Source organism: Mesobacillus sp., assembly GCF_049588175.1.
In the GTDB taxonomy this organism is placed as follows: Bacteria; Bacillota; Bacilli; order Bacillales; family Cytobacillaceae; genus Mesobacillus.
Window position 1 is genome coordinate 1 of record NZ_JBAVFI010000393.1, and the last position, 22,778, is coordinate 22,778.

Below are 22,778 nucleotides of genomic sequence, written 5' to 3' on the forward strand. Positions count from 1 at the left end.
GAAAAAGCCCAACTGCCGGCTTTTTCATAAGCAAATTCTTCTAGGGACTGGTGCTGAGACCGCAGGACATTGAATAGCTTCCTCGAACCTGCCCACGCACGATGGAAATGCGTTAGCATTTTCGGAGCAGTCTTCGCGCCTTCCACTCCAATCAACAGGGTTTCAATAAATGATCTGTGACCTGTATTTTTGTCGACAAGCTCCTGTATTATTGCTAATATTTTCTAACCTAATGGATAAGCTTTTCGTTCACCTTTGCTAAATGTCATGATCTCATTGTATCCTACTTCTTTAGCAAGCTTCAGTGCCTGATCATAATCAGCACCGACATGTTCTGGCACATGGGCATCAGAGGATAGCACGATAGGGATTTTTTTATTATGGCACATTTGAAGGAGCCTTTTATCAGGATATAAAGTCTGTGTTGGCTTCCTTAAGCCTGCCGTGCTGATTTCAACACATGTTTTGGATTGCGCCAGAGCTGTTGTTGCCCTATCATATTGCTCAAGCAGGAAATTTTCATCAGACGGTACATATTTAAAGATTTTCACAAGGTCGATATGCCCGATAATATCAAAAAGATTTGACTCTGCAAGGGTTACAACCTGGTCAAAATATAATTTATATACCTCATTGATGTCCCTTTTATCCCATTCCCGCCTGTATTCGGCAAGATCGATTCCGAAGTCGCCTATCCAGTGAATTGAACCAATAACATAATCGAAGTCATAGCTTTTAATGAACTTTTCCATTTCCTTAAGCTTACCCGGCGTATAATCCATCTCTATCGACATCTTCACGTCAATATTATTTGTCCAAGCATCTTTAAAAAGCTGAACATAATCGTCCATATCATAAAATCGCCGTTCATCCACCCAGCTGTTCCGTAGAATATCGGAAGTCTGATAAAAGTGATAGGCATGCTCTGAAATACCGAAATGTCTAATTCCCTGGTTTTCCGCAGCAACGATAAACTGTTTTAAATAATCCAGAGTCAAGGTTCCTCTTTCCAAATGGTTATGGTAATCTGTCAGCATTTCATTCCATCCCCTAATAAAATCATTTTCCCTATTATACTTTCACCAATTAAAGGGGACAAGCAAGAACTATCTGGTGATCAATATTTGCTGAGGCTGAATTACGTCTGTAGTTAAGTGATTCAAAGCTTTGAGTTCTCCAACGGATGTTTTGGTCTTTTCGGCAATCGAATTCAGCGAATCTCCAGCCAACACGATATAACGATCCTGTTCAGCAGCATCAATTACAAGAATGTCACCCACGACAATTTTGGAATCTTTTATATTATTTTTCTGAGCTAAAGAATCCACCGAAGTCTTGTACTTTATTGCTATTGACCATAAAGATTCCCCTTTTTGAACCATATGCTTCAATGTTTCCTCTTTTTCTGGTATTGGAGCTTTTACTATTTCCTGGCTTTCCTGATTTCCTGAGCTGCCTATTTGGGTATCATCAGCCATTCGAAGCTTCGCAATTGTTTCCAGAGAGTATGCCTGCTGTTTTTCAAGGGCTATCACCGGCTGTCCAATCGTTGCATCACCAAGGGCGATGACTGGATTGACAGCATTTTCTTTCTCGTATGTCCACTTTTCCTTATGGATTTCAAAGTGGAGATGCACGCCCGAAGAATCACCTGTATTACCCATCTCCCCAATAATATCTCCCTGTTTTACAGTTTGTCCTTCAATAACCTTCCTTTTATACAAATGAGCATAAACTGTCTCTAAATTATTCTCATGCTTGATAAAAACAACATGTCCATATGTTCCCGAATAGTAAGACTTCGTTACCACACCATCCGCCACTGTATGTATAGGTTCCTTAAATTCCGCAGCAATATCAATTCCTTTATGGTGACCATGGCGGGTGCCATATACGTCTGTTACCACGCCTTTTGCTGGCCAAATCCAATCTGAAGTCAATTCCGGTATATCGAGCATTTCTGCCTGTGAGTGCTTTCCGCCGAGAAATAGCAAGCTGACACAGAGTGCCATCAACCCAGCAATGAGTAAACGCTTTATGAAATCCTGCATTTTCTTCCTCCTTAACATTTGTACTCCCTTTCCATCACTATGACAGGCTGTATGAAAAAAGAACTCCTATCGATGGAAAAGCAGCAGCTAAAAAAGCACATTTGTTATATTTGGTGATAATATGCTTTTTTATGCAAAAGAAGGAAAATTTGCAAGCGAAGTTTTTGAAAACTTGTGATTCAATCCCATTAGGAAACTTAGCAGCAAGGGTGAAATTGAATTCACCAGTAAGAAAAAACGTTTAGAAAACGAGATCATATTTATTTTCGAAAGGTTCCTTAAACAAATTAAAATCTTAAAAATCCAGCAGCCGATTTTTAATTTGAGATGAAAGGGAGAATTCACAAAAAATCCATAAAAAAAAGAAAGGCTGGCCAGCCTTTCTTTTTATTCAAGCACTTTTTTATTAGGAGCTACTGGTACGGGTATTGGATCATTCAATATAAACGGACCAATCTGCTCTGTGCCAGCATTTTCAAATTTCACAGATTGGTATCCAAATTCTTTTGCAGTCATCAGGATAGCCTCAAGGTTTGGCAGAAACTCATTATCCAAAGCCATCTTATTATCTAAAATGATTTTGAGTTCAGTTTGATCATCTTCCGGTTCTATTTTTGCAGGTGAAAAATCTTTAGGCAATGAAGCCGTTAGCTGCAGCTCTTCAATATTCCCCTGCATTTGTTCAAATGCCAGCATGATAGTGTCAAATTGCTCTTTAGTTGGAACGAGGAACGGCTGTGTATTGTCATCCTGCTGGTAGAACATATATGCACGCATCTCATTTGCTGCAGGAGTTATAGGTCCTTCATCCAACATTCCATAATTTCCTAAATCCATTCCGGGTTTTTGCTCTGTCGTAAAGGTCAGCTTATCGATTCCCTTGCCAGATAAATTCTGGGACATGGCATCAAGCAAAAGCGTGCTGGAAACACTACCATTCTTATAAGGATGGTCAGCCTTTACATCCATATTCAAGGTTTTTGAAGTTTCATTATAATTGAAGGTTGCATCCACTGGATAAAATTCACTTAACCCCCACTCTTCTTCCTTGAGCTTTGGCATTGTCTCAGTGAAGCTGTCAATCCAAGGTTTGCCCTCCTCTTTTGGGACGGTCGTCGTGATTGGAACAAGTATCTGTCCGTTTTGATCAGGAATTGCATAGGTAATGACTTCACTTTCTTGACCTTCAAGCTCTTCCTTATACAATGCATTCAGGCCGGCATATGGATTTTCAGCTACTTTAGCAGTAAACTCATTTCCTTTATCCTCGTCCTCTGTTGAAGTGTCCATCTTAATATTTTGGTCTGCCTGATCTGCTGTATTTTTCGCGGAACTTTCTTTAGTGGCCGTATCCATATCCATCGCCATATTCGACTCAGGAGATGACTTGCTGTCGATACTTTTATCTGCGGATTGGTTCCAATCCATCAACCCGGGTGAAAGAATGAATGCAAGGAAAAGCACTGCTGCCATGGCGGCACTAGGAATAACCCAGGCCGGCATCCTTCTTTTCTCAACTCTATGGGCAATGTTTTGGTAGATGTCACGAGGGTCGCGATGATCTTTTATCTTAGGCATCTGGCCGAGGATTTCTTCTAGCTGCTTATCGCTTAACTGTGACTTTTTCACTAGTCATCCCTTCCTTTTCGATCATTTCTTCCATCAGTTTTTTCAACGTTTTTAAAGCGCGGTGCTGTGTCGTTTTAACCTTGCTTTCGGTCCAGGCTAACGCATCAGCTGTTTCCGTAATCGTTAAGTCATGAATATACCGCATGATAATGACCATTCGCTGGTCAACCGTACATTGATCAAGGCACTTGTACATCATCTGGATTTCTTCGCTTTGAAGCGCAAGTTCCTCAGGAAGCGGCTGATCATCCTTAACTTGTCGTGCAGACATATCGAACGATTCGAGCAAGCGCTGTTTCCAGCCCTTTTGCTTGCGAAAATGGTCAATCGCTACATTTTTCGCGATTGAAAACAACCACGTTTTTTCACTGCTTTTGCCTTCAAATCGGTCATAAGCCTTCAAAACACGGATATACACTTCTTGGACAAGGTCTTCAGCCTGCTCCTTGCTTTTTACCATATAAAATAGAAATTGAAAAACGTCATGATGATATTTATTATATAATTCATCAAAAACGGAGTTCATTGGTCGCCTCGCCTCCGTATTCATAAGATTAGTCGTTATGTAAGTAAAGAAAGTTTCATAATAACTATATTATTTTTAGATTGGAAATGAAAGGATTTTTCGTAACTGAAAACAACAAACATTGAGAGAAAAGATTTTTTCGAAGGACTTTTTATTATAATCCGTCATGGGGCAAGAATTTATCGAAGGACTAATATTTTAATCAATCATGGACCACTACCATTTAAATTTTTCTGTTGATTTCTCTAAGGCGCTTCGTTTTCCGTGAGCAGCAAAGTGCCTCCTCCTAGCTATGCGCTCCTCCGGAGGTAAAAATGTTAAATGGCCCATCCCTATCACAGGAATGGACCATAACAATGAAATATTTCAAAGAAAAATGTTCCCCGTGAATCAAGAAAAGTCGGCAAGTACTCCTAATTTATTCAATATTTCGAGGGATAAAAAAGGAAAATGTCGTTCCATGTCCAAGTTTGCTTTTTACCGAGATATTTCCCCGATGAGCTTCGATAATATTCTTGGCAATCGCAAGGCCAAGACCAGTGCCAGATATGCCACGTGTCCTTGATTTATCAGCCTTATAGAATCTTTCAAACAGGAATGGTAAATCTTCTTCCGGAACTCCGGGACCCTGGTCACTTACTTCAATATATAAACCGCGATCATCGGTCCGGCCGCTGATCAGAATAGAAGCTGAATCTGGTACATGCCTGATGGCATTATCAATCAAGTTAGTCAAGACCTGTTCAATTCGGTCAGGATCGAAGCGGAAGTTTGACTCATCTGTATCGAGCTGGACCGATAAATCAATCCCCTTTTCCTTTGCGAGACCATGGAACTTTCGGATTACCCGGTTAACATATGGTCCAATTTCAATCGATTCCACAGATAGGAGAATATGTCCTGCCTCCATGCGAGCCAAGTCCAGCAGCTCATTCACGAGCCTGCCCATCCTAAGAGATTCATCATATATGACTTTGGCCATTTCCTTCTTTTCTTCATCCGTCTGGGCGATATCATCGACAATCGCTTCACTGTAACCCTGCATCATCGAAATCGGTGTTCTGAGTTCATGTGAAACATTTGCGATGAAGTCTTCCCTAAGTTTATCCAACTTCCGCTCTTCGGTCATATCCCTGACAACAGCCACCGCACCACGGATAAAGCGTTTATTATATAGCGGGCTGACGATGATAACCCAGGTACGTCCCTGTGCCGAGATTTCCCCTACCTGCTCTTTTTCCGTATTTACTGCGAGCTGGAATAGCTCCATGACCTCTGAAGGTACGGCATCATTATTCTCTGAACCAAGCCCCTGCTCATAATACCAATAGCGCAGGAACATTTCTGCCGGGGGATTGGTGATCAGGATCGTCCCATCTCGGTTGAAGGTGATTACACCATCTGCCATGCTGCTCAGTATACTTGTCAGCTGCTCTTTTTCCTGACTAAGGGCATTCATATTAAACTTGAGCTGCCTGCCCATTTGATTGAATGCGGTAGCTAATTCCCCGATTTCATCATGCGTAAGAATTGGTACTTTCGTATCGAATTTCCCTCTTGCCACTTCAAAAGCCGCTTCACGCATTTTACGAAGTGGTGCCGTAATTCGAGTTGATAGGAAAAACGCGAAAATTGTCGTAAGGACGATGGCTACTCCCGCTGCCAGCAATATAAATTTTGTCGTCAGCCTTGTTGTTTCTTCCATCACTTCAAGTGATTGATAGATGAAAACGGCTCCATTTCCCTTTACATTCTGATGGAGCGGGACACCGATCATCAAGTATTTTGTAGCATCCACCTTGCTTGATACTTCTGGCAATGATGTTATAATATCAACTGTTTTGTCTTTATTGAAAACCTCAGCCAATACCTTGTCTTTCATAAAGAATGAAATTGGAACATGGGCTGCAGCGTCATCAGTACCAGGGGAATAAAAGTACGTATTTTCATTTCTTACAACGGTTACACGAGAATCGTCATCTACCATTTCCCATGCAATCTCAAGACCTAAATCTTCCTCCTGGCCCGGATGGTCTTCGAGAACCTTGGCAATTTTCTCAGCAGTATTGGTGAGTCCTTTGCGCGTTTCATTTATATGATAGTTTTCAAAAAACTCCAGCAGCATGACTGTCAGAATAAACAATACAAACGAAACTAACAGAAGGATGGTAATCCAAAGCTTACCTACTACACTGCGCCAAAACATCATTCATTGACTACCTCGAATTTGTAGCCAACCCCCCAGACAGTAACGATCATTTTCGCAGCCTGTTCAGATACTTTATTTAATTTCTCACGCAGTCTTTTAACATGTGTGTCAACTGTACGCAAGTCACCGAAAAATTCATAATGCCAAACTTCCTTCAAAAGTTGTTCCCTGTCAAAAACCTTATCTGGTGCTTTAGCCAGGAAATAAAGGAGTTCATATTCCTTTGGGGTCAAGCTGACTTCTTTTCCGTCAGCAGAAACCCTATGAGCATCATTATCAATTGTTAAATGAGGGAAAACAATTACATCTTTAGCAGTTGTTTCCGTCTGAAGATAGCTTGTGCTTGAAGAACGTCGCAGCATTGCTTTTACACGAAGGACTACTTCACGTGGGCTGAATGGTTTAACGATATAATCATCTGTACCTACCTCAAACCCCTGCACCCTGTTCACTTCTTCACCTTTTGCAGTCAGCATGATCACGGGCGTGGACTTTTTTTCCCTCAAATCACGGCAAACCTCAAGTCCATCCTTGCCAGGCATCATTAAATCAAGAAGAATGACATCGTAATCATTGGCAAGCGATTTTGCCAATGCTTCGTTACCATCTTCCGCTTCGTCTATAATATAATTCTCTCTTTCAAGATACATCTTCAATAAACGTCTGATTCTTTCTTCATCATCCACCACTAAAATCTTAACGTCTTTTTCCATAAGGTATATCCCTCCCTGCGAATATTTTACATAAACATACGTCTTCTTGCCATGATTTTTTAAAAAATGCCTTCACATATCGCAGTGAAGGCATTCAAAATTTTGACACATTTTATGAACCTGCATAAGAATGCAAACCAGCAATGACTAAGTTTACAGCTACCAGATTAAACATGATGATAATAAATCCGATCACGGCTAGCCATGCAGACTTCTCTCCATGCCAGCCTTTTGATAGGCGGAGATGAAGAAAAGCGGCGTAGAAAAGCCATGTAATCAATGCCCAAACTTCTTTTGGATCCCATCCCCAGAAACGTGTCCAGGCAATTTGTGCCCAAATCATCGCAAAAATCAGTCCTCCAAGTGTGAAGACCGGAAAACCAATCAAGACTGAGCGGTAGCCAATTTCATCAACAAGGTCAAGATTGATATTTTTCGTCCATGGCTGCAGGGCTGCAGCGATTCTCTTCCTTAAAATTGCTCTTAACAACAGATATAATACTATACCCGCAGCAAGAGACCAAATAACCGTATTTAATTTTTTAGCGTTTATGATTGCAGGTGTTTCAAATGAAGGCTCAAAACGATCTTTATCTGTGAGCTCAAATTGATGCGGGCCAACAAGGGCCGGAACCGTATATTTCTCTGTTGCAGGCTGAGCTTCTTTATTAACATAGTTAAAGTTCGCCTCGTAGTCAGTCGCAGCAAAGTAGCTGGATACAAAGACGAATCCAAGTGTACTGATCAAACCAAACAATACAACTTCAAGCCATAGAGTGCTTTTGCTCTTCTTTGTCTGATCAACACTTCTAACGAGATAAATCAAACCGGCCGCGAAACTGATTGCAAGAATTGCTTGTCCTATTGCTGTCGTGGTTACATGGATATGAAGCCAATAGCTTTGCAGCGCAGGAATCAACGGTGTTACATCCCTTGGGAACATGCTTCCATATGCAATAATCAATGCCGCTACAGGCAAAGTGAACAAACCTAGAAGTGGTGTTTTGTACATAAAATAAATACCGATAAATGCCCCTACCAAGGCCATTCCAAAGAACGTTGTGAATTCAAACAGGTTGCTGACCGGTGCATGGCCAGATGCAATCCATCTTAAAATAAAGAATGTCAACTGAGACAGAAATCCTGCGATTGTTACAAGGATTCCAATTTTCGCCCATCTATTAGGGCCTTCTTTCCTGTCAGCATGTCTCTTATCCTTGATGGCTCCTCCAAAAAACAAAATACCGACTAAATAAAGGATAAATGCTGCAAACAGGAAGTTCGAGCTTAAATGAACCATTTTTTCCCCTCCTTATTCTTTCTTATCTTCTGCCAGCTGGTCTTCAGGGGCACCGATACCCGAATCGGTAAATATCGTTTCTAGTTCCCTTTTTAACCCGTGCCAGTTCTTATTTGTATGGGCTGCTGTCCAAATCTGGCCATTAACCCTCCTGATCCATAATCGACGGTGGTTCCAATATGCTCCCTGGACAACCCCGATCATGAATATTAAACCGCCAAGACCGATAATCCATAAAGTGAGGTCTTTTCGCACTGTAAGTGCTGTAACATTTTTTGTTTCAACACCATTGAATATCATCTTATAATCATTGTTGCCCATCGGTTCGATTGTCTTTCTGATCGCAACAAAACTAATTTCACCCTTAGGTTTTTCAGGTGAAAACATTTTGAAGATAAAAGCTGGATTATTAGGAATACGAGACTTTGTTGCCGGCTCGCCTTCTGCATTGAATTCAAAATCAGGAAAATAGCTCATGACCTCAACTTTATAACCATTTCCCAGATCATAATTCATCTTAGGATCATATAAGTCTACTTGGACGTCACCAAACTGTTTACCAGTTTTTTTATTTTCAAGCTTGAATGCCATCATGTTCATTTCACCAAGCTTATAATCGACCTGGTACAGACCAAACCCATCAATTTTGAGTGGCTTGTTAACCTGGATTGACTGGTCACGGACTTTTTCAAGTTCTGGCTTCTCTCCTGGAACCGTGTCACCCTTTTTTTTGTACAGCGTGGCATTAGTTTGATAGTTCTTCACTACTGTTCCGACTTTATTAATTGCATCCTTAAAAACTTTGTCGTCTTTATCTTTATCATAGACTTCAAAGATGAATTGATTATTCTTTAGAAAATATTGTCCTTCTGTGCCCGGAATCGCTTTTGTTTCCCCTTCCCTCAACCAAAGGATTTCATCAACATACATTCCCGGGACGAAGCGAAGCATTCCGCCAATTAAAAAGATAATCAGCCCTAAATGGTTGACATATGGACCCCATCTAGAGAAGCGGTTCTTTTCTGCGAGAATGTTTCCATTTTCTTCACGGATTTTATACCTCTTTGTAGTTAAATGGTCTTTAATCTTGCCCAAAGCATCATCTGACAATTTATCATCCGACACACTGAACATCCTCTGGCGCTTCAGAAAACTTTCATGCCTTGTAACTCGCTGTTTCGTAAGCGACCTGTACAATGGGACTACCCTGTCCAGACTGGCAATTAAAAGTGACGTACCCAGTCCAGCGATCAAGAGCAAGTACCACCAGGAGCTATAAAGATTATGGAATCCTAAATCATAATAAAGTTTGCCTAACCATCCATACTTATCTTCATAATATTCCCCTGCCGGCATTAATGGAGGTATATACATTTCCTGTGGAAAAATCGTACCAAGTGAAGAAGCGACCAAGAGGGTGATGATTAGCGATACCCCCACCTTAACCGATGAAAAGAAGTTCCATACTTTATCGACAACTGTCTTATTATACGTTTGTGAACGGCGTGCGCTTCCTTCATAACGCATATCAAGCAACTGCTTTTCATTTTCCTTTTCCTCAAGAACTCTCCCGCAAGATTCACAAAGAATGGTTCCATGTGGGTTTACATGGCCACATTCACATTTTACATCGTTCATTGTAAAAACTCCCTGTTCCCCTTACTTTAAGGTTTAATCTGTTCCATGAATTCACGGACTGTTTCTTCTGTTAATTCCCCTGTATGGCTTTTTACAACATTGCCTTCTTTGTCAATCAGAAAAGTGATTGGCAGCGGATTTATCCCGTAGGCAGCCTGGACTTGTCCATCCTTGTCAATCATCACTGGAAAATTAAGACCTTTACGCTCAATGAATTTGTTTACTACCAGTTCTGTTTCACTTGAATCTATTGCCAGAACCTGGACTCCCTGGTCTTTAAATTGCTGATACTGGTTTTCAATGTAAGGCATTTCCCGTTCGCAAGGCTTGCACCATGTAGCCCAAAAATTCAAGAAAACTCCTTGCCCTCTATATTCAGAAAGCCTGTGTTTGTTGCCCTGCATATCAATAAGGACAAAATCAGGCGCAGGTTTGCCAATTTCTATTTTCTGGTTCTTATCTTTGTTCATATTGGCGTACAATGTATACGCTACTGCCGCAGCCAAAACCGCAAGAATGATGGTCCGAGTGAGCAGACGCTTTTTTTTCATTTTTAAACCTCCTACCGTATTCCCCATTATATCATTTCACAGACAGTTATGTTGGAAACTCTTTATGATTTTTTTAACCCAAGCACACGAAGCTGTTTTACTTCATGATGAGTAAGTTCTCTTATTTCACCTGTTCTCAAGCCATTCAGTGTCAGGAAACCATACTTTTCTCTCTTTAACTTCAGGACTGGGTGGCCGATGGCCTCGAACATTCTTCTTACCTGCCTGTTTCGTCCCTCGTGGATGGTAATCTCTACAATTGCGGAATCTTTCTTCTTATCCACACTTATTAACTTGGTCTTTGCTGGAGCAGTCTTTCCATCCTCTAGCATAATCCCTCTTGCAAGACTTGTCAGCTTTTCTTTTGAAGGAATGCCTTTTACCTTTGCAACATAAACCTTCTCGATTTCATTGCTTGGGTGCATAAGTATGTTCGCAAACTCTCCATCGTTAGTAAGTAAAAGTAAACCAGAAGTATCATAATCTAGCCTTCCTACCGGGTAGATCCTTTGTTCAATCGTTTCAAAGAAGTCTGTTACCACTTTTCTTCCTTTATCATCATGAACGCTCGAAATGACTCCACGCGGCTTATAGAATAAGAAATAAACCGGCTCTTCTCCTTCGATTTGCACTCCATCGACTTCAATTTTATCGGAAGTGGTTACTTTACGTCCAAGTTCCTTTACAACACTTCCATTTACTTTGACCCTTCCTTCGAGAATCAGTTCTTCGGCTTTTCTTCTTGATGCAATGCCAGCGTGGGCAATAACTTTTTGCAGTCTTTCCATGAAGGTCACTCCTAATAATATCAATTAACTATTCCTAAGTTTAATATCTAATCCATCCTTATGAATTATGACATAAGTCGTTCTGTTTTCAAAGTAAGCAATTCCCTAAAAAACAAATTATCTACTGTTTAATTTGACTGATAATTTCAAAATTAACAATAACCTATCCTTCAGCCATAATAAAAAGATACCCCCCTGGAGAGGTATCCTCATGAAAACATGATGGTTACAACAATAATAGCTGTTGCAATGGCTACAGCATCTGCCATCAACCCTACTTTTAATGCATCACCCATCTTCTTGATCCCTACAGCACCAAAATAAACAGTTAGGACATAAAAAGTGGTGTCCGTGCTTCCTTGCAATGTAGCAGCAAGCCTGCCGATATAGGAATCCGGTCCATACACTCCAATCAGGTCACTTGTTATTCCCAGGGCTGCCGTTCCGGAAATAGGCCTGATGATGGCAAGCGGGACAATTTCAGCTGGTACCCCTATCATCGCAAGTCCTGGCCTGATTAAATCAACCATCAGGTCAAGAGCACCTGAGGCTCTGAAAACAGAAATGGCAACCATCATCCCGACTAAAAATGGGATTATCGATACGGCCATTTTGATTCCTTCTTTTCCGCCTTCTACAAAGCTTTCATATGTCGGTACTTTTTTTAAGGTTCCATATAGTAAGATAAAGCCTATCAAGAGTGGAATGAACCATAGCGATATAGCTGAAATGATTTCCATATTCATTTACCCCTTTTGCTTCTTCTATAGTAAAAATAACGGTCTATAAAAATTGCAGCCACCGCGGAAACGGCAGTAGCTACCAGCGTCGGGCCTACTATATCGGTTGGATTTTCTGAATTGTAGTTCATTCTGATTGCAATGACAGTAGTCGGAATCAGGGTAATGCTCGCTGTATTAATTGCGAGAAAGGTGATCATCGAACGACTAGCCTCTTGTTTCCCGCCATTCAGTTCCTTAAGTTCCTCCATCGCTTTAATTCCCAGTGGTGTTGCTGCATTTCCAAGACCAAACATATTGGCAATCATATTTGAAAGGATATAGCCCATCGCGGGATGATTGGAAGGAACTTCAGGGAATAATTTTGAAACAAACGGCTTAAATAAACTTGAAAGCTTTGAAAGCAAGCCAGACTCTTCAGCAATACGCATCATGCCCAGCCAAAAGACTAGGATACTGATTAATCCTATACATAATGTTACTGCTTCTTTAGCACCGGAAAATACCGCTTCATTTACTTCAGCCATTGTACCGTTCACCATGGCAAAAACAAGACCAATTAACGTCATGATCACCCAAATGTAATTAACCATGATAATCAATTCCCGTCATCGTGGTAAAGATATTTTTGAAGAAATCAAAAAATGAATTTTCTTTTTCCTTTTCCATTTTATAATAGACTGGCAAGCTGGCAATCTTCTTTTCATCCAGATAAACATTCGCCTTTCCAGCTAGATTCTCATTAAGCTGGTCTGCCCCATCCTTTGGCGCTTTCCTTAATTTATATTCTACCCGTACAAGTTCTTCTTCTTCTGTGGTTAGCGGATAGTCAAAAGAATGATCCAGATAAAGCATATTCTTAAAGTAGGGATCTTTTATGCCTTTTATTTTCCCTTTTGCCAGAATTTCCGCGATATCATAATGGGCATAAGCAGATTCAAACATTTGAATATGATCATTCCAATCATCCGGAGCATTGAGAGTGACAGCAATCAGTTCAAATCCATCTTTTTCGGCTGTGGAAACCAATGTCCTTTTAGCACGCTTTGTATATCCCGTTTTTCCTCCAGTACTTTGGTCATATAATTCAGTCAGAAGACGATTTTTATTTTTCCATACCCTGTCCCAAGATTCTGTTGGATTAGGTGCTCTGTGGACTTTAGTTCCAGCGATCTTTTTATAATACTCATTGTTCATTGCATAACGGGTTAGCAAGGCCATATCATACGCTGTAGAAACATGATTTTCATGATCATCAAGTCCATGTGGGTTTGCGAAATTAGTGTTTTCCATACCGATTTCACGAGCTTTTTCGTTCATGAGAAAGACAAACCCTTCAAGGCTTCCTCCAACATATTCAGCGATTGCAACGGCTGCATCATTTCCAGATCTCAGCATCAACCCGTAAACCAGGTCCTCCAGCTTTATTTTTTCACCAGGTTTTAAATAAATCGATGATCCCTCGGCATGGACAGCCTTTTCGCTTACCTCGACCATGTTATTCATTTTTCCTGATTCAATCGCCAATATCGCCGTCATGATTTTGGTGATGCTGGCAATTCGGCTTACTTTATGTGCTTCTTTTTCAAATAACACCCTGCCAGATTCCTGTTCTATCAAAATAGCACTGCGGGCACTAACTGAAATAGAAGCCTGGGCAGTATCAGGGACACTGTATAGCATTAGGGCGGTGATTAACAAAATGATTATCCAATTCCTATTCATTGATAGACCCTCGTCTCCTTTGGCAGTTTGTACAAGTTTATGCAGGACAAGGCATGATATGACAACAAGCTTTTGGTTATACATTTAGTCAATTGGCATAAAAAAAGAAACAGCTGTAAAAAGCTGTTTCTTTTCCAATGATTATCGGGATTGGAGCATCTTTGTACGGTAATCTGTTTCGTAGTACTCCAATTCTTCTCTTATTCGCTGAAAGCTGCCCTCAAGGCCCAGCAGCAGCTCGCTTAATTCAGCAGATACTGGCTGCCTGAACTTTATAGCATTCTTTCCTGTATATGCAGACCTGCTATCCTCATACCACACATCACTTTTCGGAGAGAAGAATTCTTCAATGCACTGGTAATAAATCCTGTATAATGTTTTTTCTGCAGCAGCCTTTGAAAATGCTTCCGCCTGCAAAATGACCTTACAAGCATCGAGACCTTCTTCGCAATATACCGTAAGTTTCCTCAAGCTTGAGAGAATGGATTTATAATATTCCTCACCAGCCTGCTGTCCTTGCTGAAGTCTGGTAAGGGTTGTTTCATTCAGGAATGCTTCCAGCTCGTGCACGCTTTTCGCCAGAAATTCCCTGACTTCTTCAATTTGTGTTTTTACAATTGTATTACCCAAAAAAACACCCCCAATGGATTTTCATTAAACTTTATTAAACTGGCTGGACAATATAATCTAAAGGCGAGCGTACTTCAAAAGCTCCTTTTTGTTCAATGCCCTCAACAATTTCAGGAAGCTTGTTAAAATCAAGCCCATTGAAAATATCCGCGAATTCTCTTTGCACATTAATATATACCCTCTTACGATGGCGATATCCGGGATTTTTCAATAAAGCGGCCATAGCCACAAGATCTCTTAAATAAACTTCCCTTGCTCCAGCTTTGAACACTGGATCTGCTTCAAATGGTGTGATGCTGCCTATCAATTCATCAAAATACCTGACATACAATACATGCAATGTTTTTTCTTCGCCGTCTTCAACAAAGGTGACCTCACTCCGGTTGAAAAAATCCTCAGATGTATTCGATTTCTCTTTTTCAAGTTCATACCCAACACATTGCTTAATAAGCATGTTATTCCTCCTGATGGACATTCATTCTATTAAAATTGCTCTGTTAACAAGGCTGTTGATTTTCGTTCCAGTCGCTTCGCTTTCCGCGGGGCTGGCGCTGAGCCTCCTCGTCGCTTCGCTCCTGCGGGGTCTCACCTGTCCAGCTGCGCCCGCAGGACATTGAATAGCTTCCTCGAATCTGCCCACGCACGATGGAAATGCGTTAGCATTTTCGGAGGAGTCTGCGCGCCTTCCACTACAATCAACAGGGTTAAAAACAATATTGGGCTTTAACAGAGCCATTAAAATAGATATGTATAAAGAAAATGCCTTCGATAACGAAAAGCATTTCCAATAAATAATTATTTAAATTTTATCATAAATTCTAAACTTTGTGCACAAAAGCTAAATATCCATATCCAGCGTTTCCTGGAATTTTTCAAAGAAAAGATCTGCATCATCCTGGATATCATCTTCGTCAATCTTTTCAGGAAGCGGCGGAAGTTCCTTGATATTTTTCAAGCCGAAATAATCAAGAAATTCCTTTGTAGTGCCATATAAAATAGCCCTGCCTGTTCCTTCCGCCCTGCCAACCTCTTTAATTAGCGCCCTGGAAGTCAGTGTATGCAACGGTCTCTCTGTTTTTACGCCGCGTATCTCTTCAATTTCCGCCCTTGTGATTGGCTGTTTATAAGCTATTATTGCCAGTGTTTCAAGAGCTGCCTGTGAAAGATGGCCGGCACTTGGTGATTCCACAAGTTTTTTTAAATAAATGGCATGTTCTTTTTTTGTGGCCAGCTGAAAAACACCTGCAAGCTGAACGATCGTAATCCCTCGATTAACATCCTTTTCATAATCCAACTGCAATTCAGTTACAATCTCATTAGCCTTCAGTTCTTCCACGTCTAGCACTGCTGCTATTTGCTTGGAGCTCAATCCCTCATCTCCCGCAGCAAATAGCAGGCTTTCCAAAATACCTTTCCACTTCACTATTCCCAAGCTTTTTACTCCTTTCTGGCAGTCATAAATATCTCAGCAAAGTTTTGTTCCTGCTGCACATCAATTTCCTTCCTTTTTATCAACTCAAGGATTGCCAGGAACGTAACGACAATGTGTACACGATCAAAATCCGGGAACAAGTCATTAAAACTCGTCCTCGTGCTGCTCGCTTTCAGGAAGTGGATGATTTCATCCATTCTTTTTTCAATAGATATTTCCTGCCGGGCAATTTTCGTAGACATCGGCTTCTGCAATTTCTTTCTTCTTAATAGCTTTTGAAAAGCTCCCAGCATATCGTATAAAGAAATATCCAGGTCTGTATTTTCGGTTTTAATTTCCTTCGCATATTCAGTCAGATCACTCGGTGGTTTCGTATACATAAGACCGCGCTCTTGTTCGAGGGACTTTAAATCACTTGCGGCCTCTTTGAATTTTTTGTATTCGATCAGCCTTTCAACAAGTTCATTTCGCGGATCTTCCTCTTGTTCAAACTCAAATTCATCATCGAGTTCTTCCTCATGCTTTGGAAGAAGCATTTTGCTTTTTATGGCCAAAAGTGTTGCTGCCATGACCAGATATTCACTTGCGACATCCAGCTGGAATTCTTTCATTGCATGGATATACACGAGATATTGTTCAGTAATTTTCGCTACAGGTATATCGTAAATATCAATCTCCAAGCGATTGATCAAGTGCAGAAGTAAATCCAACGGGCCTTCGAAGGCCTCGATTTTCACATTATATTGCATCGTTTCCCACCAAAATTCCTATATTGAACTGCATCATTATATAAGTATAGTGGATTAGCATGAGGTTATCCATTACTAATTTCTATATGAATTTTTAAAATTCATGATAAATCATGGACTATCGCCCAAACCTTTCACTCATATTCGTCATATGCTGAAAATGTAAAGTAGGCTATTTTACTATCAGGAGGTAATGTGCATGTCAGATAAAAAAGATCATGGATGCCACGGACTGGGAGCTGGTTTTGCTCTTATCGTAGTGCTTTTCATTTTGCTAATCATTGTAGGTGCAGCCTGGCTATAAGAAGAACTGCCAGCTATCTAAATAGCACCCCACTATTCAGTGCCCGGCTTTTGCCGGGCGTTTTCTCTTTCTTCTGGCTTTATCTATTTCTGACAATAGAGAAAAGCTCCTTGCTATAAGTGTTACGATTTTAAAACAAAGCAATTGTAAATCAGTTTCTAATTTTCTGACCTGATAAATTATGCTAAGCTAGTGTTACTTAAAGGGGGGGTTTTCATGACTAAATATCCAAGATCATATATACAATATCTCGCCCATTTCCACGGAGACAGGGATTACTTTGAGTGCCATGAAATCCTGGAGGAATATTGGAAAGCGACTGATTCGGGCAATAAAAAATCCATCTGGGTCGCGTTCATCCTGCTAGCTGTATCAAATTACCATTACAGGCGCAAAAATTATGACGGAGCGATAAGAACATTAAGAAAATCAATAGAAATTTTTTCTCTTGATGAACGGAGCTGTTTGCGTTTAGGCATGAATCCAGAGGCTCTTATGGACATATTAAAAAAGAGAGAGAAGAATTTACTGAACAAGATTCCTTATATAAGTTTTAATCTGCCTATAACAGACATGGAGGTTGTTAAGCTTTGCCAGGAGGAATGTAAAGAAAACGGCTTTAAATGGGGAGCTAAGAGTGACCTCACTGACGAGGAATTGATTAACAGACATTCCTCCAGAGACCGGAGTGAAGTCATAGCAGAGCGTAAAATGGCATTGGACGAAAGAAAAAAAGAAAAAAGGCAGTGATTTAACATCCACTGCCTTCTGCTGTATTTCCTTCTTGCATGCACTTTTCAAAAAAAGCTATAGTTTCATCATTTGCTGATGCCTTCCAATCAGGAAACATCTCCTGGAGGGCATTGACCATCCTTTTGCCAATCCCCTGATGCCTATGAGATGGATTTACGGATATATGCTGAATCTGCATCATTTTTGGATCGGTGAAGTTCACACCTAAAAGCCCGATGATGTCTTCATCTTCCTTCCATAAAAATAGCTGCCAGGACTCGTCTGTTTCGTAATTCTTCATCGTTTGCTGAAGCTTTTTTAAATCCTTTTCATTTGGCATGAAAGACAACAGACCCATCGCAATCTTTTCAAATGCCTTTTTATAACGAATTAACATAAGTATCCCTCATTAGTGGTTTGACGGTAGTAATGGAATGATAACAAGACCATTTTTTCCATTTTTCTTCTAAATTAAACCTTTATGCCCTATACGCTGATAGAGCCTAAATAAGCGAATGTGAAAAAAAGCCTTTTTATAATATATGCTTTCAAGCAATTCAGGTTCATACGATGTTGCAATTGATAATATCATACATAATCCAGGCAGATTCTTCAATTAATTTCCCGTTTCCTATTGGGCAGGAACAATATAGAACCAGTAATAAGCCCCCCAGGCAACAGCCATCAGCAATAAAAGCAAAAATAACATCCCGTTATTTTTCTTCATACGGCATCCCTCCCAATCAGTAATTCTACAATAAGGCAGGACAATTAGCCAATCTAAAAAAACTAGCGTACGACTAAAAAAAGATGCAAAGGTGCAGCTTAATTTTTAATTTTTTCTTTAAGGGGCAAGTCTAATTTTACCATATCCTCAAATGTTTCACGGCGAACCACTAATGTATCCGTAGCATCTTCAAGGAATACAACTGCCGGACGAGGCAAACGGTTATAATTATTAGCCATTGAATACCCATAAGCACCTGTGCAAAAAACAGCCAATAAATCATGGCTGCCTGATTTCGGCAGTGGGAGGTCCCAAATTAACATATCTCCGGACTCACAGCATTTTCCGGCAATTGATACTGTCTCTTCTGGCTTGTCCATCACCCTATTCGCAAGGACAGCTTCATACTTTGCCTGATACAATGCTGGACGGATATTGTCACTCATGCCGCCATCAACTGCAACATATTGGCGGACATTCGGAACATCCTTCCTCGAACCTATACGATAAAGTGTCGTACCTGCATCCCCTACAAGGGAACGGCCAGGTTCAATCCAAATTTCAGGCATTTTCATTGAATAGGAGGCTGCCTGTTTCTTAACCTCTGCTATAATCTCCACAACATACTGAGCTGCAGGAATCGGATCGTCTTCATTTGTATAACGTATGCCAAACCCTCCGCCTAGATTAAGGACCTTTGAGTCGAAAGAAAGCTCATTTTTCCATTGATGCAATTTCTCAAAAATTTTCTGTGCAGCCAATATAAATCCAGTCGTTTCAAAAATTTGCGAACCGATGTGGCAGTGAAGACCCAAAACTTCAATGTTTTTATCCTTCAAAGCAATTTGCATCGCCTCATCAGCCTGTCCGTTCTGCAAATCAAAACCGAATTTAGAATCTTCCTGACCGGTTAAAATATAGTCATGTGTATGGGCCTCAATCCCAGGGGTGACACGAAGCAGTACCTTCATACTCCTTTTTTTATCCTCACAGAGGCTTCGCAGCATCTCTAATTCATAAAAATTATCGACTACAATGCAGCCAACATTGTTTTCAATCGCCATGATAAGTTCTTCACGGCTTTTATTGTTTCCATGAAAATGAATTCTGTCAGCAGGAAAGCCAGCAGCAAGCGCAGTATACAGTTCTCCTCCTGAGACAACATCCAGCGATAGCTCTTCCTCATCCGCCAGCTGCACCATTGCAACTGTTGAAAATGCCTTGCTTGCATATGCTACCTGGGCGGTAATTCCCGCCTTCTCAAATGTTTTCTTGAAGCTTCTTGCCCGTTCACGTATTAAAGCTACATCATAGACATATAGTGGGGTTCCATATTTTTCGGCCAGTTGGACTGTATCAACACCGCCAATTTCTAAATGTCCAAGACGATTAACCTTTGCAGTTCCTTGAAATTCCATGCTGTCCCCTCATCCCTTGACAATATATGACCTTTTTCGTTCATTGTTGTTCTGCGAACATTTTTAATTAGATGGCTCTGTTAAACCTGAATGTTGATTTTTAATACCCTGTTGATTGTAGTGGAAGGCGCGAAGACTCCTCAGAAAATGCTAACGCATTTCCATCGTGCGTGGGCAAATTCGAGGAAGCTACTCAATGTCCTGCGGGCGCAGCTGGTCAGGTGAGACCCCGCAGGAGCGAAGCGACGAGGAGGCTCAGCGCCAGCCCCGCGGAAAGCGAAGCGCCTGGAACGAAAATCAACAGTCTTGATTAACAGAGAGCCAATTAGATAAAGCAACCCTGAGAATCTGTAATCAGTAGAGCCAACTTATAATGTTAAGTTTTTACTCTGTTCACATTAACAACAATATTTAGAAAAAGCCTAATAAATAAATAGACAGTTCAGTCGTGAACTGCCTTATTTTTTTGCTTTAAGTCTTTAGTAAATTAAAAACACTTTACCATATTCTATTGGAACGTGCAATTGGAACTTGGTCATGAATTTGAAGGCTGTTTATAACGATTTTTAGCATGGACGATACTCGGCCTGATTTTGGAACCTGGCACAGCCCTCCTGATAATAATCTGCATGAAAGCCATTGGATGAAAAGGCATGAATGGCCACAGATAAGGGGTATTCAAAGACTTGATATTTGCGAGCATCAGCAGCCAAACTGTAGTGCCGACCATAAATCCCGGAACATGGAAAAGTGCTGTAACAATCAAAAGAAATACCCTGCCAATCTTATTTGCAATACTTAGCTCATAGCTTGGGGTCGCATATGTTCCAATAGCAGCCACTGCCACATACAGGATGACTTCCGGTACAAACATCCCTACATCAATGGCGATTTGACCGATCAGTACAGCAGCGATCAAACCCATAGCAGTTGATAAAGGCGTTGGTGTATGGATAGCAGCCATTCTCAGGAATTCGATCCCTCCGTCCGCAAGCATAATCTGCAAAAAAATAGGGATATTGGATTTGTCATTTGGACCAATGAAGTTAATTTTTTCTGGCAGAAGATCTGGATTCTGGACGAATAAATACCATAGTGGCAAAAGCAAAAGTGACGCGATCACTCCTAGGAACCTGACCCATCTGACCATTGTCCCGACTGCTGGCGACTGTCTGTATTCCTCAGCATGCTGGAGATGGTGGAAATATGTTGTTGGCGTAATAATGACACTTGGAGATGTATCCACGTAAATCAATACATGCCCTTCTAGCAAATGGGTTGCAGCAACATCCGCACGCTCGGTGTACCTAACGAGTGGATATGGATTGTAACCTTGTTTAACTAGAAACTCTTCAATTGTCTTATCTGCCATCGTAATTCCATCGATTTTGATTGTATTTAATTCCTTTTTGATTACTTTGATTAAATCAGGATTCGCAATATCCTTGATATAGGCAATGGCTACATCTGATTTGGAACGCTCTCCAACCTTCATCATTTCAAAACGCAGATTCTCGTCCCTAATTCTTCTTCTCGTCAAAGCAGTGTTTACAATAATATTTTCTACAAAGCCATCCCTCGATCCGCGCACAACCTTTTCAGTGTCAGGCTCCTGCGGCTGTCTTCCAGGATAGCTACGTACATCGACAACAAAGGCAGTCCTCTCACCCTCGACCAAAATAACAATCAAACCAGATAAAACCTGATCAACCAGCTCATCCATCGTTTTAATTGTCTGTACTGACTGGTGCGTAATCCTATTCTCGACAATCATCTGAAGGTGCGTGGACAGCTTTTCATGATCATTGATACCAACTAATTCTTCAACAATATGAATGATGAACTGGGTATCACATAAACCATTCACATAATAAAAGTGAACCTCTTTTTTTAGGATTTTCAGCTTTCTAACACCAAGGTCAAAGCTGTCTTCCAAGCCCACCCGCTCTTTCATGTATTTCTCTGCTTCATGCAAGGATTCTGGTATAGGCAGCATATCATTTTTATTCTTTGGCATAGAATCCGCTCCTTTCAAGGATGATTTCCACTGCTTTTTTTGTGATCGGTGCCCCGCGCTCGTAATGGTCACGGCGAGCCATCTTGCCAATATCGCCAATTCCTATAATCAAAGGGACATCTAACTTATCTAAACAGTAAACCGTATCTCCATTGATCCTTCCCGGCTCTAGCTCAGGAAGTCCATGTTTATCAACTCCATATGGAGTAAGCTCTCCATCCCTGTCGATGCAAAAATCCACCTTGCTCCACTCAGCCATATGCGTTTTCGAAGCTACAGCAATAACTCCAAGAACATTGATATCCTCATGCTTCGCAACATATTTCAATGCCTGCTCACCTGCTCCCTCTCCAAGGAAGCCGCTATCATCAAACATTACTAAAACAGGATCATTGGCTGCTGTTTTGATCAATTTTACAAGACTAGGCCCCGAAAGAACGGACGGATTGCCATGTGAATGAGAAATACATCGCCCGCCAACGTCAGCTGCGACTCGTTCTACTGCTCGTCTGGCATAGTCATCGCCATCTGTAATTAAGATTACATTCCGTTTCTCGGCCATTCTGTGCCGTCCTTTCTGACCCTTCGTTTTTTACCGTCCGACAAAGTATATCCAGTGAAATAAAGAACCGAATACTTTGCCCAGGACGATTGCCATTAACAATATTTCAAGCTTATCATCGACGCGAATTCTTTTGGCCAGGATAGGCAGAACATTGAGAACTTCCGTCAATGCTGCCGCAAGCATTCCTACAAATACTCCTCCGGCCAAACCAAGCGGGATGGCCACATAAGGAGAGAAATTCAGTATAGGATCCCTAATGCTCCCCGCAGTCCCCAACAGGGCACCAAGATCTACAGACCATTCATACCATGAAATCAAGTTCATTGTTTTTGTC

At 40.9% G+C, this 22,778-nt stretch carries 24 protein-coding genes; 2 read left to right on the forward strand and 22 right to left on the reverse strand.

All coding sequences use genetic code 11. The features are described 5' to 3' along the window. Nucleotides 1-224 precede the first annotated feature (224 nt). The 17 genes from WB217_RS09830 to WB217_RS09910 form a co-directional block, all read right to left on the reverse strand. Nucleotides 225-1,037, reverse strand: a complete 813-nt coding sequence (locus tag WB217_RS09830) for a histidinol-phosphatase (RefSeq protein WP_423992952.1) — start codon at nt 1,035-1,037, stop codon at nt 225-227. 69 nt (nt 1,038-1,106) lie between these two features. Continuing rightward, nucleotides 1,107-2,051, reverse strand: a complete 945-nt coding sequence (locus WB217_RS09835; protein WP_423992954.1) for a peptidoglycan DD-metalloendopeptidase family protein — start codon at nt 2,049-2,051, stop codon at nt 1,107-1,109. A 387-nt stretch (nt 2,052-2,438) separates the two neighbouring features. Further along, complete coding sequence (locus tag WB217_RS09840; RefSeq protein ID WP_423992956.1) at nt 2,439-3,680, reverse strand: negative regulator of sigma-X activity; 1,242 nt, start codon at nt 3,678-3,680, stop codon at nt 2,439-2,441. After that, nucleotides 3,655-4,206 carry an RNA polymerase sigma factor SigX gene (gene sigX / locus WB217_RS09845; protein ID WP_423992958.1) on the reverse strand — a complete coding sequence of 184 codons (552 nt, stop codon included), beginning with the start codon at nt 4,204-4,206 and terminating at the stop codon, nt 3,655-3,657. The genes WB217_RS09840 and sigX overlap by 26 nt, the downstream gene beginning before the upstream one ends. A gap of 418 nt (nt 4,207-4,624) precedes the next feature. Then, nucleotides 4,625-6,415, reverse strand: a complete 1,791-nt coding sequence (locus WB217_RS09850) for an ATP-binding protein (protein ID WP_423992960.1) — start codon at nt 6,413-6,415, stop codon at nt 4,625-4,627. After that, nucleotides 6,412-7,128 (reverse strand): response regulator transcription factor, encoded by a 717-nt coding sequence (locus WB217_RS09855; protein WP_335428106.1) that lies wholly within the window; start codon nt 7,126-7,128, stop codon nt 6,412-6,414. Before WB217_RS09855 ends, WB217_RS09850 begins: the two co-directional genes overlap by 4 nt. A 112-nt stretch (nt 7,129-7,240) precedes the next feature. Further along, on the reverse strand, nt 7,241-8,428 hold the full coding sequence (gene ccsB / locus WB217_RS09860) for a c-type cytochrome biogenesis protein CcsB (protein ID WP_423992962.1): 1,188 nt from the start codon (nt 8,426-8,428) through the stop codon (nt 7,241-7,243). A 12-nt stretch (nt 8,429-8,440) separates the two neighbouring features. Next, nucleotides 8,441-10,066: a cytochrome c biogenesis protein ResB gene (resB, locus tag WB217_RS09865; RefSeq protein WP_423992964.1), complete on the reverse strand. Its 1,626-nt coding sequence runs from the start codon at nt 10,064-10,066 to the stop codon at nt 8,441-8,443. A gap of 26 nt (nt 10,067-10,092) precedes the next feature. Beyond that, nucleotides 10,093-10,617 carry a thiol-disulfide oxidoreductase ResA gene (gene resA / locus WB217_RS09870; RefSeq protein ID WP_423992966.1) on the reverse strand — a complete coding sequence of 175 codons (525 nt, stop codon included), beginning with the start codon at nt 10,615-10,617 and terminating at the stop codon, nt 10,093-10,095. A gap of 62 nt (nt 10,618-10,679) precedes the next feature. After that, nucleotides 10,680-11,405: a 23S rRNA pseudouridine(2605) synthase RluB gene (gene rluB, locus WB217_RS09875; RefSeq protein ID WP_423992968.1), complete on the reverse strand. Its 726-nt coding sequence runs from the start codon at nt 11,403-11,405 to the stop codon at nt 10,680-10,682. A 209-nt stretch (nt 11,406-11,614) separates the two neighbouring features. After that, nucleotides 11,615-12,145, reverse strand: a complete 531-nt coding sequence (locus WB217_RS09880; RefSeq protein WP_423992970.1) for a spore maturation protein — start codon at nt 12,143-12,145, stop codon at nt 11,615-11,617. Nucleotides 12,146-12,147: 2 nt separating this feature from the next. Further along, a complete protein-coding gene (locus WB217_RS09885; RefSeq protein WP_423992972.1) occupies nt 12,148-12,738 on the reverse strand; it encodes a nucleoside recognition domain-containing protein in 591 nt (196 codons plus the stop codon). Then, nucleotides 12,731-13,870, reverse strand: coding sequence for a serine hydrolase (locus WB217_RS09890; RefSeq protein WP_423992974.1), 1,140 nt, complete (start codon nt 13,868-13,870; stop codon nt 12,731-12,733). The genes WB217_RS09885 and WB217_RS09890 overlap by 8 nt, the downstream gene beginning before the upstream one ends. Nucleotides 13,871-14,011: 141 nt before the next feature. Beyond that, a complete protein-coding gene (locus WB217_RS09895; RefSeq protein ID WP_423992976.1) occupies nt 14,012-14,500 on the reverse strand; it encodes a DUF3907 family protein in 489 nt (162 codons plus the stop codon). Between the two features lie 34 nt (nt 14,501-14,534). Further along, nucleotides 14,535-14,954, reverse strand: a complete 420-nt coding sequence (locus WB217_RS09900; protein ID WP_423992978.1) for a hypothetical protein — start codon at nt 14,952-14,954, stop codon at nt 14,535-14,537. Nucleotides 14,955-15,338: 384 nt separating this feature from the next. Next, entirely contained in the window at nt 15,339-15,932 is a 594-nt protein-coding gene (gene scpB, locus WB217_RS09905; protein ID WP_423992980.1) for an SMC-Scp complex subunit ScpB, read from the reverse strand. Nucleotides 15,933-15,937: 5 nt separating this feature from the next. Then, nucleotides 15,938-16,681: a segregation/condensation protein A gene (locus WB217_RS09910; RefSeq protein ID WP_423992982.1), complete on the reverse strand. Its 744-nt coding sequence runs from the start codon at nt 16,679-16,681 to the stop codon at nt 15,938-15,940. 199 nt (nt 16,682-16,880) lie between these two features. On the opposite strand from WB217_RS09910, the gene WB217_RS09915 reads away from it, so the two are divergent. Then, on the forward strand, nt 16,881-16,985 hold the full coding sequence (locus WB217_RS09915; protein ID WP_423992984.1) for a YjcZ family sporulation protein: 105 nt from the start codon (nt 16,881-16,883) through the stop codon (nt 16,983-16,985). A gap of 216 nt (nt 16,986-17,201) precedes the next feature. Continuing rightward, nucleotides 17,202-17,735, forward strand: a complete 534-nt coding sequence (locus WB217_RS09920; RefSeq protein WP_423992986.1) for a DUF309 domain-containing protein — start codon at nt 17,202-17,204, stop codon at nt 17,733-17,735. 1 nt (nt 17,736) lies between these two features. Here the strand turns inward: WB217_RS09920 and WB217_RS09925 are convergent, their stop codons facing one another. From WB217_RS09925 to WB217_RS09945, 5 genes are all read right to left on the reverse strand, one after another. Further along, on the reverse strand, nt 17,737-18,114 hold the full coding sequence (locus WB217_RS09925; protein ID WP_423992988.1) for a GNAT family N-acetyltransferase: 378 nt from the start codon (nt 18,112-18,114) through the stop codon (nt 17,737-17,739). 428 nt (nt 18,115-18,542) lie between these two features. Further along, the gene (lysA, locus tag WB217_RS09930; protein WP_423992990.1) at nt 18,543-19,862 is read right to left on the reverse strand and encodes a diaminopimelate decarboxylase; all 1,320 of its coding nucleotides are present in this window, start codon (nt 19,860-19,862) and stop codon (nt 18,543-18,545) included. Nucleotides 19,863-20,397: 535 nt separating this feature from the next. After that, a complete protein-coding gene (locus tag WB217_RS09935; protein ID WP_423992992.1) occupies nt 20,398-21,879 on the reverse strand; it encodes a spore germination protein in 1,482 nt (493 codons plus the stop codon). Beyond that, the gene (locus WB217_RS09940; protein ID WP_423992994.1) at nt 21,866-22,441 is read right to left on the reverse strand and encodes a stage V sporulation protein AE; all 576 of its coding nucleotides are present in this window, start codon (nt 22,439-22,441) and stop codon (nt 21,866-21,868) included. Before WB217_RS09940 ends, WB217_RS09935 begins: the two co-directional genes overlap by 14 nt. Before the next feature lie 30 nt (nt 22,442-22,471). After that, nucleotides 22,472-22,778, reverse strand: a 307-nt coding sequence (locus WB217_RS09945; protein WP_423992996.1) for a stage V sporulation protein AB, incomplete at its 5' end; no start/stop codon positions are given.